The following is a 14,055-nucleotide window of genomic DNA, read 5'->3' on the forward strand; positions in this document are numbered from 1 at the left end:
CCGGGCTTTCAGTATTCCCAGTACGAAGAAGCCCGGCACTGCCGGGCTTTTTCTTGTCTTGAACCGGGCTGACAACGCCTTCGTGCTCCGGCATCCTGTACGCCACCGAATCGCCCCCGTACAATGCGGGGTCATTTTAAGTCTTAAGCAACCGACAACGGCCTACCATGCGCACCAGTCAATATTTGCTCGCTACCCAGAAAGAAACCCCGTCCGACGCGGTCGTCATCAGCCACCAGCTCATGCTGCGTGCCGGCATGATCCGCAAGCTCGCCTCCGGCCTTTATACCTGGCTGCCGATGGGCCTTCGGGTAATGCGCAAGGTTGAGACCGTGGTCCGCGAGGAAATGGACGCCGCCGGCGCCCTGGAAGTGCTGATGCCAAGCATCCAGCCTGCAGAGCTGTGGCAGGAGTCCGGTCGTTGGGAGCAGTACGGCCCTGAACTGCTGCGCCTGAAAGACCGTCACGGCCGCGAGTTCTGCGTGGGACCAACCCACGAAGAGGTCATCACCGACCTCGCCCGCAACGAGCTCAACAGCTACAAACAGCTGCCGTTGAACATGTACCAGATCCAAACCAAATTTCGTGACGAAATCCGTCCACGCTTCGGTCTGATGCGCGGTCGCGAATTCATCATGAAGGACGCTTACTCGTTCCATGCCGACCAGGCTTCCCTGCAGGAAACCTACGACCGCATGCACCTGGCTTACAGCAACATATTCACACGCCTGGGCCTGGACTTCCGTCCAGTGCAAGCCGACACCGGTTCGATCGGCGGCAGCTACTCCCACGAATTCCATGTACTGGCCGAGTCCGGTGAAGACGACGTGATCTTCAGCGACAGCTCCGATTATGCCGCCAACATCGAGAAAGCCGAGGCGATTCCACGGGAAACCGTGCGCCCTGCACCTACCGAAGAGCTACGCCTGGTCGACACCCCCGACGCCAAGACCATCGCGCAACTGGTAGAGAACTACAATCTGGCGATCGAGAAGACCGTCAAGACCCTGATCGTTCATGCTGCCGAAGAAGGCAAGTTGATTGCCCTGGTCGTTCGCGGTGACCACGAGCTGAACGAAATCAAGGCCGCCAACCTGCCAGAAATTGCCAGCCCTCTGGTCATGGCCAGCGACGAAGAACTGCGTGACGCCATCGGCGCAGGTGCAGGCTCCCTTGGCCCGCTGAACCTGCCACTGCCGTGCATCATCGACCGCTCGGTGGCCTTGATGAGCGATTTCGGTATCGGCGCCAACATCGACGACAAGCACTATTTCGGCGTCAACTGGGAGCGTGACCTGCCCGTTCCACAGGTAGCCGACCTGCGCAACGTTGTTGCCGGTGACCCAAGCCCTGATGGCCAAGGCACCCTGGTGATCAAGCGCGGCATCGAAGTTGGGCACATCTTCCAACTGGGCACCAAGTACAGCGAGGCGCTCAAGTGCCAGGTACTGGGCGATAACGGCAAACCCGTAACCCTGAGCATGGGTTGCTACGGTATTGGTGTATCGCGCGTGGTAGCTGCGGCCATCGAGCAGAACTACGATGACAACGGCATTATCTGGAGCGATGCCCTGGCCCCATTCCAGATTGCCCTGGTACCGCTGCGCTACGAAACCGAGCAGGTTCGCGAAGCCACCGACAAGCTCTATGCCGAGCTGACCGCGGCTGGTTTCGAAGTGCTACTGGACGACCGTGACAAGAAAACCAGCCCAGGCATCAAGTTCGCAGACATGGAACTGATCGGCATTCCACACCGCATCGTCGTCAGCGACCGCGGCCTGGCCGAAGGCAACCTGGAATACAAGCACCGCACCGAACGTGACGCGCAACCACTGCCAGTGGCTGAGGTGCTGTCGTTCCTGCAAGCCCGCATCCGCCGCTAAGTCAACGCAAGAGTAATCATGTTCAAGCGAAGTACCTACTCCCTGGGGGGCGCCGCACTGTGCGGCGCCCTGTTGCTCAGCGGCTGCGCCAACCAGATGTCCCAGCGCAGCGAGCACGAGGAACGCATCGAGCGCAAGCTGCTCGAGCACAGCCTGCAGATAGATGTCGGGGACCCCAAGGTACTCGAGCTGCCCCAGCGGCGTGTGCGTATTCATGAACAGAAAAACTTCGAAGTCACCGAATTTGAAGTGACCCGTCGTTATGATCGCTACACGCCCTACCAACCCTGGCGGGAAGTCTACGAGATCCCCCTCGGCGCGGTAGCTGTGGTTGCCGGGGTCGGCGCCAACGTGGTTAACATCTTTGCGCTGGGCAATCTGCCCGACAGTGTCACCCGCGACTGGTTCAGCTACGGCATCGATGGTCTCAATCCATTCATGAACGCCCAGTCCAATGGCCGCGCCCAGCAGAACCTTGCCGGGATCACCGAGGTACAGAAAGACAAGCGCAAGGAGTATGCGAGTCTGCCGTGGAGTGATCGTCCGGTTGAAGTCAAGGCTGGCAAGGTCACCCACACGCTGACTACCGACCGCAACGGCGTGCTGCTGTTGAATTTGCTCGATAGCCCGTTTTCGGAGCAGAACCTTACCCATATCGGCACTCTGCATCTGCAAGTCGCCGATGAGGACAACGATGTACGTGGCGATGCCAGCCTGCTGATCAGCGGCACCTTGCGTAGCAAGCTGGTTGAAGCCCACGACCTGATTTTCGACGACCTTGAGGACGATGAAGTCAGTCAGTGGGTACACCGAGTCAAGCGCCTGTCCGAATTGGGCCTGGAGGAAGAAGCCAGCGAGCTGGAACAAAGCCTGATCGAGCTCACCCGCAACGATCCCGAGCTGCAGCAGGAGTTTCTCCAGTCTTTGACCAAGGATGCCGGTCGTCTGGTTGCCGACCCTGGCGTGCATTGATTGCCTGGGCCTTGAAAAAACGCCAGCTTGCTGGCGTTTTTTCTTAATCTCGACTGAAAAGCTCCAACTGCTCGTGCCCAGCACGCAAGTCCTGCAAGCGCACGCCGATTCCCAGCAGCCTCACCGGCTTGCCACCACGGGCAAAGGCTTGACTGAGCAACTGCTGATAGCTAACCAAGTCTCGTCCAGCGCCAGCCTGTTCCAAGGTCGTCTGGGTGAAATCGTGAAACTTCACTTTGACGAACGGCTTGCCTGGCCGATAGCTATCGTCGATACGCTGCATACGCCCGGCCAGGGTTTGCATCAGCTCCGGCAATTTGCTTAAACAGCTGGCCAGATCAGGCAAATCGACATCGTAGGTGTTTTCAACACTGACCGACTGACGGCGACTGTCATTATGGACTGCCCGATCATCAATGCCGCGCGCCAACCCCCACAATCGCTCACCAAAACTTCCAAACTCGCGAGCCAGAGACAGTCGGCTCCAATCGCGCAAATCCAGACAATTGCTGATGCCCAGGCGACTCAACTTATCGGCAGTGACCTTGCCCACACCGTGCAACTTGCTGACTGGCAATTGCGCCACGAACGCTTCGACTTGATCCGGGGTGATCACGAACAAGCCATTGGGTTTGCGCCAATCACTGGCAATCTTGGCCAGGAACTTGTTCGGTGCCACGCCGGCTGACACCGTGATATGCAACTGCTGGGCAACTCGACGACGAATATCAGCGGCAATACGCGTCGCACTGCCGGCAAACCAGGAACTGTCCGACACATCAAGGTAGGCTTCATCCAGTGACAACGGCTCGATCTGATCGGTGTAGTCACGAAAGATAGTATGAATTTCCCTGGAGGCTTCTTTATAAGCATCCATTCGTGGCTTCACGATCAACAGGTCGGGACACAGGTTGAGTGCATGGCGAGACGACATCGCCGAACGCACGCCATACGCTCGCGCCTCATAGTTGCACGTTGCAATTACACCGCGCCGCTCGGCAGAGCCCCCCACGGCCAGAGGTCGCCCAGACAGACGTGGATCGTCACGCATTTCAATAGCGGCATAGAAGCAATCGCAATCTATATGGATGATCTTGCGCTGGGACATCAGCAACCGTAACCACGGGTATAAAGGTGTAGGCAGTATCTCACCACAAGGTAGCCACGACCATCCGCACTGGATAAATATACACCCGCATAACCTACAGCCCCACACCAGAAGCCCCGCTATCCTCCAGACAACCGCTAAGCGCTTGAAGAAAAAAGGTTTTCTCAAAATGAGTGCTTGACACCCTGGCGCATAACTGTAGAATTCACCTCACAGGCGCGGGATGGAGCAGCCTGGTAGCTCGTCGGGCTCATAACCCGAAGGTCGTCGGTTCAAATCCGGCTCCCGCAACCAGATTCAGGAAAGGCCACTCTTCGGAGTGGCCTTTTTCTTTGTCCGAAATAAAGTGTTGGCACATAAATTTATTGAAAATCAATAATTAAGCATTGACAGCTTTCTCAAAGGCTGTAGAATTCGCCGCATCAGACGCGGGATGGAGCAGCCTGGTAGCTCGTCGGGCTCATAACCCGAAGGTCGTCGGTTCAAATCCGGCTCCCGCAACCAAACAACAGAAAAGGCCACTTTGAATAAAGTGGCCTTTTTTGCATCTGCGATTCGCCTCTCATCTCCGCCCTCCCCTCCACGCGGCAACATAAATTTTCTTTAACTATCCTCAAGGAAGGCAGCGGCCCGATCATAGCCGTCACTACTTTCCATAGGGATTGGTACCTTGGCTGAATACGTTCGTCCTGGCGTGCACCACCCACGAGGTATTTGATGCGCAGCCAGATATCCGAGACAGAAGCGCCTGTTACCGCAACCTTGCCCAATGCCAAACGCCAGTTGCGTTGGCTCGACCGCTTTAGCCGTTATCGCCAAGCCATCGGCCTGGCTTTGACACTATTGCTATTCACCATTGCCTTGATCGCCTGCCGCCACCTGCTGAGCGAGCTGGATATCTATGCACTGCATGATTCGTTACTGAGCGTTCCGCCTTCTTCGCTTGCCGGAGCCCTACTGACGACTGCTGTCGGTTTCATCATCCTGCTGGGGTACGAATGGTCTGCCAGTCGCTATGCCGGCGTACAGCTACCGGCGCGTACGCTGATCATGGGGGGCTTCAGCGCCTTTGCCATTGGCAATGCCATAGGCCTGTCGCTGCTTTCCGGTGGATCAGTGCGCTACCGACTTTATGTCCGTCAGGGTGTCAGTGCTACCGAAGTCGCGCGTATGACCCTGTTCGCCAGCTTGTCGTTGGGATGTGCGCTGCCGCCGCTGGCTGCTCTGGCGACACTGAGCAATCTGCCTGCGGCCGCTTCCGCCCTGCGCCTCTCATCAACACTGCTAGCCGGTATTGCATTGGCAGTACTAGGCCTGGCCATGCTGATGGTCTACGGGCTGTACCGTCGACGCCTGCCAGAACAGCCTCATGCTGACAATTTGCTGGTCAGGGTGGGTCGTCGCACCCTGCGTTTGCCGGGTGCCCGCCTGACACTTCTACAAGTGCTGATTACTGCACTGGATGTCGCTGCCGCAGCGACCGTGCTGTACTTGCTGCTGCCCGAGGCGCCGCCCTTTGGCGCCTTCCTGCTGGTGTACCTACTGGCGCTGGCTGCCGGGGTGCTGAGTCATGTGCCAGGTGGTGTCGGGGTATTCGAGGCAATTCTTCTGGCAGCGTTCGCCGATCAACTGGGTGCCGCGCCTCTGGCTGCTGCGCTGCTGCTATATCGCCTGATCTATGTGGTATTGCCGTTGCTGCTTGCCTGCGCCGTGCTGCTGTTCAGTGAGGCGCGTCGATACAAAGTCGCCAGCCAGGCAATCAAGGTGGCATCAGGACTTGCCGCTCCAGTGCTCGCTGTACTGGTATTTCTTTCCGGTGTAGTGCTGCTGTTTTCCGGCGCGACACCGGAGATCGACGAACGTCTCCAGCACCTGGGCTTTCTCATTCCCCATCGCCTGATCGACGCTTCGCATTTTGGCGCCAGCCTGATTGGCGTACTGTGCCTGCTGTTGGCTCAAGGCTTGCGCCGCCGTCTCTCCGCGGCCTGGATGCTGACCACCATTCTGTTGCTGGTCGGCGCCCTGCTCTCGTTGCTCAAAGGTTTTGACTGGGAAGAGGCCAGTATCCTGACCTTCACTGCCTGCCTACTGGCGCTGTTCCGCCGCGCTTTCTACCGGCCCAGCCGCTTGCTGGAACTGCCTTTTTCTCCGGTTTACCTGGCAGCCAGCACCTGCGTGCTGGGTGCATCGATCTGGCTATTGCTGTTCGCCTACCAGGACGTGCCCTATAGCCACCAGTTATGGTGGCAATTCACGCTGGACGCCGATGCCCCTCGAGGACTGCGCTCGGCGCTAGGTAGCGCGGTACTGTTGGTGGCGTTCGCGCTGACCTGGCTACTTCGCACCGCACGCCCGGTGATTCATTTGCCTAATGAGGAAGAACTGCAGCGCGCCAATCGCATATTGCAGGCATCGGACCAGCCAGATGGAGGCTTGGCGCTGACCGGCGACAAGGCACTGCTGTTCCATCCCGATGATGATGCGTTCCTTATGTATGCTCAACGTGGTCGTAGCCTGGTAGCCCTGTATGACCCCATCGGGCCGGCGCACAAGCGTGCCGAGATGATCTGGCAATTTCGCGACCTGTGTGATGTGCACCATGCCCGCCCAGTCTTTTACCAGGTGCGCGCCGAGAATCTGCCTTTCTATATGGACATTGGCCTGACTGCCATCAAGCTGGGTGAAGAGGCTCGCGTCGATCTGGATCGCTTTGATCTGGACGCCAAAGGCAAAGAAATGAAGGACCTGCGCTACACCTGGAATCGTGGCGGGCGCGATGGCCTGACCCTGGAAATCCACGAACCAGGGCAAGCGCCACTCGAAGAGCTGAAAGTGATTTCCGATGCTTGGCTTAGCGGCAAGAACGTGCGCGAAAAGGGCTTCTCCCTGGGCCGTTTCAGCCCCGAATACCTGCACCATTTTCGCATCGCCTTGATCCGCTTCGAAGGCCGTCCGGTGGCGTTTGCCAACTTACTGGAAACCCATAGCCGCGAGCTTGCCAGCATTGACCTGATGCGCGCTCATCCGCAAGCACCGAAGCTGACCATGGAGTTCATGATGATCGGCCTGATCCAGCACTATAAGCATCAGGCTTACAGCCGTTTCAGCCTGGGCATGGTGCCACTTGCTGGCCTGCAACCTCGCCGTGGCGCACCGTTGACCCAACGTCTGGGCTCGATGGTGTTCCAACGAGGCGAGCAGTTGTACAACTTCCAGGGGCTGCGGCGTTTCAAGGACAAGTTCCAGCCTGACTGGGAGCCCCGATACATGGCCGTGCCCGCCGGACTCGATCCGTTGGTGGCACTGGCTGACACTGCCGCCCTGATCGCTGGCGGCCTGACTGGTTTGGTGAAACGCTGATGATTCGACGCTATTGGCTGCATATTGTGGCAACGCTGCTACTGGGTTTGTTCACCGCCGCATTGGGCTTTTGGCTGTGGAATCGCCCTGCCCCCGAACCCCGCCTGGAGCATCTGACGCTGGGCGATGGCAGCAGCCTGACCCGGGCCACCCCCGGCACCCACCCCAAAGCCCGCGTGGTTGTCGCAGTTGCCCAGGACCAATCCTTGACCGACAAACAATTGTTGAACTTGAGCCAGAGCGGGGAAGCGCAACTGGTCCAGGTCATCCTGCCGCCCGGCGACTGCAGCGTGCAACAGGCTGCTGTCAAGCAAGCACTGCAACACCTGCAGGGCCCCGCGACGCTGGTCGCAGGTATCGGCCCAGGCGCCACCCAAGCATGGGACTGGCTCGCGACACAGACCGATGACAAGGCCCAGGCCATCTCGGTGGATTTCAGTATCGAACGCCCCAGCTGCGCCACACCGCTGCCCAAGTCGGCCGCCCACGGCCATTGGAGCGTGGCCTGGAACGACAACCCGGATGACGCCAGCGCAGCTTTTGTACGCGACCAGCCGAACGCCGAAACCAGCATCAGCGATTACGACATCCACTTGCCGCAAGTGCTCAAGGCGCAACTGACCCAAGCGCTGGTGGGCGAGGAAGGCAATGCCATGAGCATCCCTGTAGTTGAAGTTCCGGCCGGCCAGACCACCGACACGGTAACCCTGTTTCTGTCGGGTGACGGTGGTTGGCGCGACCTGGATCGCGATGTAGCTGGCGAGATGGCCAAGCTTGGCTATCCAGTGGTCGGCATCGATACCCTGCGCTACTACTGGCAACACAAGACGCCCGAACAAAGCGCCATCGACCTGTCGGAGCTGATGCAGCACTACCGCCAGAAATGGGGCACCAAGCGCTTTGTCCTCACGGGCTACTCCTTCGGAGCCGATGTGCTGCCTGCTATCTACAACCGCCTTCCAGCCGAAGACCAGAAACGAATCGATGCAGTCATCCTTTTGGCCTTCGCCCGCAGTGGCAGTTTCGAGATCGAAGTCGAGGGCTGGCTGGGCAATGCCGGCAAAGAGGCCCCTACCGGCCCGGAAATGGCCAAGTTGCCGGCCGCCAAAGTGGTGTGTATCTACGGTGAAGAAGAAGCCGATGAAAGTGGCTGCACCGAGCACACCGCTGTTGGTGAACGCCTGAAACTTCCAGGCGGGCATCATTTTGACGAGAATTACCCAGCACTGGCCAAACGCCTTATCGGCGACATCGAGAACCGCCAGGGCAAAACCAGCGTCGCCGAACAGAATTGATGCGCGCCTTGGCGCGCAGCTGCCCGTTCCTAGATTTCGACCTGGGTGCCCAGCTCGATCACTCGGTTCAACGGCAGGTTAAAGAAGCGCAGGTTGCCGTTGGCGTTCTTCAACAAAAACGCAAAGAGCATGGCCCGCCATCGGCTCATGCCTACCAGCCGAGAGGGAATCACCGTCTCGCGACTGAGGAAGTAGGTGGTTCGCATCGGGCTGAAATCAAGGCCTTCAAGGTGGCACAGCTTGAGCGCGGCGGGGACGTCCGGCTCGTCCATGAAGCCAAAGTGCAGCAAGACTCGGTAAAAACCTTCTCCATAGGCCTCGACCTCAAACTGTTGCTGCGCTGGCACCCTCGGCGTGTCCTCGCTGACGACGGTCAACAGCACCACCTGGTTATGCAGCACCTGGTTGTGCAACATGTTGTGCAGCAACGCATGAGGCACTGCATCCGGCCGGGCCGTCAGAAACACTGCGGTGCCTTCAACCCGGTGCGGTGGCTGCACGCGAATGCTGCTGATAAACAGGGGCAACGGCAAGCTACCTTCATCCAGGCGCTCGACAAGGATCTGCTTGCCGCGCTTCCAGGTGGTCATCAGGACGAACAGAGCAATCCCCGCCAGAACCGGAAAAGCACCGCCTTGCACAACCTTGGGCACGTTGGCGGCGAAGAACAGGCCATCGACAAACAAAAAGCCGAGAAGCACCGGCACCGCCAGCACGGGGGGCCACTTCCACAGCAACAGCATGACAGTGGATACCAACAACGTGGTCATCAACATGGTCCCGGTAACCGCCACGCCGTAGGCTGATGCCAGCGCATCCGAAGATTCGAACCCGATCACCAACAGGATTACCCCCACCATCAACGCCCAGTTCACAGTGCCAATGTAGATCTGCCCCTGCTCGTCACTAGAGGTGTGCTGAATCTGCATGCGCGGCGCATAGCCCAGTTGAATGGCCTGGCGCGTCAGGGAGAAGGCCCCTGATATCACCGCCTGGGAAGCGATCACCGTCGCCAGGGTGGACAGGCCAACCAAGGGAATCAACGCCCAGCCCGGCGCCAGCAGATAAAAAGGGTTACGCGCAGCCTCGGGGTTCTGCAGCAACATCGCCCCCTGGCCAAAGTAGTTGAGCACAAGCGCTGGCAACACCAGGATGAACCACGCCCGGGCTATGGGTTTACGGCCGAAATGGCCCATGTCGGCGTAAAGCGCCTCGGCACCGGTCAAGGCCAGCACCACGGCGCCTAGAATGGCGACGCCCATCCCAGGGTGCACAATGAAGAACCGCACCGCCCAGATCGGGTTGAATGCCTTGAGCACTTCGGGGCTTTGGGAAATACCATGCACGCCCAACGCTGCCAGGACGACAAACCAAACGACCATCACCGGCCCGAACAGAATGCCGATTCGCGCCGTGCCGTGTTTCTGGATCAGAAACAGCGCAACCAGAACCACCAACGCCACAGGCACCACCCAATGGTCGATACCGTCGAAGGCCAGTTGCATGCCCTCCACTGCCGACAACACCGAAATGGCCGGGGTGATCATGCTGTCGCCATAAAACAGCGCAGCGCCAATGAGGCCGCAGCCAACCATCAGCGTACGCAGCTTGGGATACGGCGCCGAGGCCCGGCGAGCCAGCGCGGTCAGGGCCATGATGCCGCCCTCGCCCTGGTTGTCGGCGCGCAGGATGAACACCACATACTTGAGCGAAACCACCCAGATCAGCGACCAAAGGATCAGCGCCAGAATGCCCAGTACGCCGTCATGGTTGACCGGCACCCCATAGTCACCGGAAAACACTTCCTTGAGGGTATAAAGAGGACTGGTACCAATGTCGCCGTAAACCACACCTACTGCCGCCACCAACAAGCTCAGCGGCTTCGCCGCCGAATGCCCGGAATCAGCCTGATCGCTTGCCTGAACCATCCATCACTCCCGCAACCGAGGCCTATGAGTTGGTAGAACGCTAAAATGATTGCCACCCTGCCGCCATCGCTAGCCAGGCCCTATGCAAACACAGGCATGCTGGGGCGAAGCATAGCTTAGCGTTCGTCGCTTTTCTGCTGGTCAAGTGACTTTGCGCCCGCTAGAATTGCGCACTTTTTGATCAGAGGCGCTGCCAGCGCCCATCCAGGACAGCGCGCTTGTGGCACGACTGTCCCCATTACACCGAGGTTAGTCATGTCCACCACTCCTACGCCAACCACGCCTAAGGTCGGCTTCGTATCTCTGGGTTGCCCCAAGGCCCTGGTCGATTCCGAGCGCATCCTGACCCAACTGCGCATGGAAGGCTATGAAGTTGTGCCGACCTACCAGGACGCCGATGTAGTGGTCGTCAACACCTGCGGCTTCATCGACAGCGCCAAGGCCGAATCCCTTGAAGTGATCGGCGAAGCCATCAAGGAAAACGGCAAGGTCATCGTCACCGGTTGCATGGGTGTCGAAGAAGGCAGCATCCGCGATGTGCATCCAAGCGTGTTGGCTGTAACCGGTCCACAACAGTACGAGCAGGTGGTTACCGCCGTGCACGAAGTGGTGCCGCCGCGTCAGGATCACAACCCGTTGATCGACCTGGTACCGCCACAGGGCGTCAAACTGACACCCCGTCATTACGCCTACCTGAAAATTTCCGAAGGCTGCAACCACAGTTGCAGCTTCTGCATCATCCCGTCGATGCGTGGCAAGCTGGTCAGCCGCCCGGTTGGTGAAGTGCTGAGCGAAGCCGAACGCCTGGTCAAAGCCGGGGTCAAGGAGATCCTGGTAATTTCCCAGGACACCAGCGCCTATGGTGTCGACGTCAAGTACAAGACCGACTTCTGGAACGGTCGGCCGGTCAAGACGCGCATGCTTGAGCTGTGCGAGGCACTGAGCAGCCTGGGCGCCTGGGTACGCCTGCATTACGTTTACCCCTACCCGAATGTCGACGACATCATTCCGTTGATGGCGGCTGGCAAGATCCTGCCGTACCTGGATATCCCGTTCCAGCACGCCAGCCCGAAAGTGCTCAAGTCGATGAAGCGTCCGGCTTTTGAAGACCGTACCTTGGCACGCATCAAAAGCTGGCGCGAACAGTGCCCGCAGTTGATCATCCGCTCGACCTTCATCGTCGGCTTTCCAGGTGAAACCGAAGAAGACTTCCAGTACCTGCTCGACTGGTTGACCGAAGCCCAGCTCGACCGCGTAGGCTGCTTCCAGTACTCGCCGGTTGAAGGCGCCCCGGCAAACGACCTGGGCCTGGATATCGTTCCTGATGAGGTCAAGCAAGAGCGCTGGGATCGATTCATGGCCCATCAGCAGGCAATCAGTACTGCCCGTCTGCAACTGCGCATCGGCCGTGAAATCGACGTTCTGATCGATGAAGTCGAGGAGGAAGGCTCGGTAGGCCGCAGCTACTTCGACGCACCGGAAATCGACGGTAACGTATTCATCGACGGCAACCACGGCTTCAAGCCAGGCGACACCGTACGCTGCCGCGTCACTGACGCCGACGAGTACGACATGTGGGCCGAACCTCTACAGGCCTGATCTGCTGAAAAATAGCCCTGCCGACCCTGGCGGGGCTTTTTTTTGCAACTATCGTTGTTTCTGTTGTCCATGGAGAACGGATCGATGTACAGGCCTAGCAACGTGCAGACCCCAAGTTTGAGCGACTACTCGGAGCTGGTGCGTGTGTGGGAGGCATCGGTACGTGCAACCCATGATTTCCTGCCGGACAGCTATATATGTCTGCTGCGCGAGCTGTTGCTCGATCAATACCTGGATGCGGTGATGCTCATCTGCTGCAAGGATGCCAAGCAGCGGATCATCGGGTTTGCCGGTGTTGCCGCCGGGCGGGTGGAGATGCTCTTCATAGATCCAGACAGTCGCGGCCAAGGTGTAGGCAAACGTCTGCTGCAATACGCGATCCACGAACTCAATGCCTACCAGCTTGATGTAAACGAACAGAACCCGCAGGCGCTAGGCTTTTACCTGCGCCAGGGTTTCGAGGTCATCGGGCGCTCAGAGACCGACGGCATGGGCCAACCCTATCCCTTGCTGCACCTTAGACTCATCCAGGCAAAAGAGGCGCAACTGGGCTGACAGCCAGCCTCGTAGCCTTCTGAAACAAGCGAAATCGCAGATTAATAGCCCGATGGGCGAATGTTGCCGGACCAGGGCACGCCCAGGCGGTTACAATGGGCACCTTTCCCTATGCCTACGGCTGTCGTCATGTCTGAACCCATTCGCCTTTCCAAACGCCTTATCGAACTGGTCGGTTGCTCCCGACGGGAGGCCGAGCTCTATATCGAAGGCGGCTGGGTGACGGTCGATGGCGTTGTGGTCGATGAGCCGCAGTTCAAGGTGTCCGAGCAAAAGGTCGAACTACTGAACGGCGCACGTGCCGAAGCGCTGGAGCCGGTCACCCTCCTGCTCCATCAACCTGCCGACCAGGACGTCGACAGCGCTTGCAGTAGCATCAATGCTGCCAGCCTGTCTGAGGATCACAGCCACGGCCGTCGCCCACTCAAGGGCCATTTCGCTCGCCTGAACTGCGTAGCGCCGTTGCAACAAGGCGCCAGTGGCCTGCAGGTGTTCACCCAGGACTGGCGAGTCACCCGCAAGCTCGAATCTGATCTAGGCAAACTGGAGCAGGAATATGTCGTTGAAGTCACTGGCGAGATGATCGCTCACGGCCTGGAACGGCTGAATCGTGGCTTCACCTGGAAAGGCAAGGAACTGCCGAAGATCAAAGCCAGTTGGCAGAACGAGACTCGCCTGCGCATGGTGCTTAAGAACCCGCAGCCAGGCCTGATTGCCCTGCTGTGCAGCAGTGTCGGGGTCACGCCGGTAAGCATGCGGCGGATTCGCCTTGGCGGCGTTTCCATGAGCAAGCTGCCACTGGGTCAATGGCGCTATCTGGCCGCCACCGAAAAATTCTAGCAACACCGCGCAACCAATCAGGTTGCGCCCCGAACAGGATTGTCACCATGATTCACAACGATGTACTGCGCAGCCTGCGCTATATGCTCGACGTCAACGACGCCAAACTCACTGACATCACCAAGCTCGGCGGCCTGGAAGTTGCCACCGGCGATGTCGTCTCGTACCTCAAGAAAGAAGACGAAGAAGGCTTCGTACGCTGCCCTGACGAGGTCATCGCGCACTTTCTTGATGGCCTGGTGATCTTCAAGCGCGGCAAGGACGAAAGTCGTCCTGCGCAGCCAGTCGAACTGCCAGTGACCAACAACATCATCATGAAAAAGCTGCGGGTGGCGTTCGAGCTGAAGGAAGACGACCTGCATGCAATTCTCAAGGCCGCCGACTTCCCGGTATCCAAGCCAGAGCTCAGCGCCTTGTTCCGCAAGGTTGGACACAACAACTACCGTCCCTGTGGCGACCAGTTGCTGCGCAACTTCCTCAAGGGCCTGACCCTGCGAGTGCGTGGCTGAGCCATC

The 14,055-nt window shown here is 58.7% G+C and carries 10 protein-coding genes and 2 tRNA genes; 10 read left to right on the plus strand and 2 right to left on the minus strand.

Annotated features, from left to right (window positions below):
• Positions 1 to 167: 167 nt before the first annotated feature.
• Together V0R60_RS12310 and V0R60_RS12315 are read left to right on the plus strand one after the other, a co-directional pair.
• Complete coding sequence (locus V0R60_RS12310) at positions 168 to 1,883, plus strand: proline--tRNA ligase (RefSeq protein ID WP_136477778.1); 1,716 nt, start codon at positions 168 to 170, stop codon at positions 1,881 to 1,883.
• Between the two features lie 18 nt (positions 1,884 to 1,901).
• On the plus strand, positions 1,902 to 2,855 hold the full coding sequence (locus V0R60_RS12315; protein ID WP_136477779.1) for a hypothetical protein: 954 nt from the start codon (positions 1,902 to 1,904) through the stop codon (positions 2,853 to 2,855).
• A 43-nt stretch (positions 2,856 to 2,898) separates the two neighbouring features.
• On the opposite strand, the gene dinB is transcribed toward V0R60_RS12315, so the two are convergent.
• The gene (gene dinB, locus V0R60_RS12320) at positions 2,899 to 3,963 is read right to left on the minus strand and encodes a DNA polymerase IV (protein WP_136477780.1); all 1,065 of its coding nucleotides are present in this window, start codon (positions 3,961 to 3,963) and stop codon (positions 2,899 to 2,901) included.
• Positions 3,964 to 4,180: 217 nt separating this feature from the next.
• Between dinB and V0R60_RS12325 the strand changes: the two genes are divergently transcribed.
• The 4 genes from V0R60_RS12325 to V0R60_RS12340 all read left to right on the plus strand — a co-directional run bounded on the left by V0R60_RS12325 (position 4,181) and on the right by V0R60_RS12340 (position 8,618).
• A tRNA-Met gene (locus V0R60_RS12325) sits at positions 4,181 to 4,257 on the plus strand.
• 133 nt (positions 4,258 to 4,390) lie between these two features.
• A tRNA-Met gene (locus tag V0R60_RS12330) sits at positions 4,391 to 4,467 on the plus strand.
• 213 nt (positions 4,468 to 4,680) lie between these two features.
• Positions 4,681 to 7,323 (plus strand): bifunctional lysylphosphatidylglycerol flippase/synthetase MprF, encoded by a 2,643-nt coding sequence (gene mprF, locus V0R60_RS12335; RefSeq protein ID WP_330079802.1) that lies wholly within the window; start codon positions 4,681 to 4,683, stop codon positions 7,321 to 7,323.
• Positions 7,323 to 8,618, plus strand: a complete 1,296-nt coding sequence (locus V0R60_RS12340) for a virulence factor family protein (RefSeq protein WP_330079803.1) — start codon at positions 7,323 to 7,325, stop codon at positions 8,616 to 8,618. The genes mprF and V0R60_RS12340 overlap by 1 nt, the downstream gene beginning before the upstream one ends.
• Before the next feature lie 29 nt (positions 8,619 to 8,647).
• On the opposite strand, the gene V0R60_RS12345 is transcribed toward V0R60_RS12340, so the two are convergent.
• Positions 8,648 to 10,546, minus strand: coding sequence for a potassium transporter Kup (locus V0R60_RS12345; RefSeq protein WP_203542010.1), 1,899 nt, complete (start codon positions 10,544 to 10,546; stop codon positions 8,648 to 8,650).
• 255 nt (positions 10,547 to 10,801) lie between these two features.
• Here V0R60_RS12345 and rimO point away from each other — a divergent pair, with 255 nt between their 5' ends.
• The 4 genes from rimO (at position 10,802) to V0R60_RS12365 (ending at position 14,049) form a co-directional block, all read left to right on the plus strand.
• Complete coding sequence (rimO, locus tag V0R60_RS12350; protein ID WP_136477784.1) at positions 10,802 to 12,145, plus strand: 30S ribosomal protein S12 methylthiotransferase RimO; 1,344 nt, start codon at positions 10,802 to 10,804, stop codon at positions 12,143 to 12,145.
• Between the two features lie 84 nt (positions 12,146 to 12,229).
• Complete coding sequence (locus V0R60_RS12355; RefSeq protein WP_136477785.1) at positions 12,230 to 12,700, plus strand: GNAT family N-acetyltransferase; 471 nt, start codon at positions 12,230 to 12,232, stop codon at positions 12,698 to 12,700.
• Between the two features lie 129 nt (positions 12,701 to 12,829).
• Positions 12,830 to 13,540 carry an rRNA pseudouridine synthase gene (locus V0R60_RS12360; RefSeq protein WP_203475999.1) on the plus strand — a complete coding sequence of 237 codons (711 nt, stop codon included), beginning with the start codon at positions 12,830 to 12,832 and terminating at the stop codon, positions 13,538 to 13,540.
• A 47-nt stretch (positions 13,541 to 13,587) separates the two neighbouring features.
• A complete protein-coding gene (locus V0R60_RS12365; protein WP_136477787.1) occupies positions 13,588 to 14,049 on the plus strand; it encodes a YehS family protein in 462 nt (153 codons plus the stop codon).
• Positions 14,050 to 14,055 lie beyond the last annotated feature (6 nt).

Origin of the sequence: Pseudomonas auratipiscis (assembly GCF_036324085.1) — a bacterium.
Classification (GTDB): Bacteria; Pseudomonadota; Gammaproteobacteria; order Pseudomonadales; family Pseudomonadaceae; genus Aquipseudomonas; species Aquipseudomonas auratipiscis.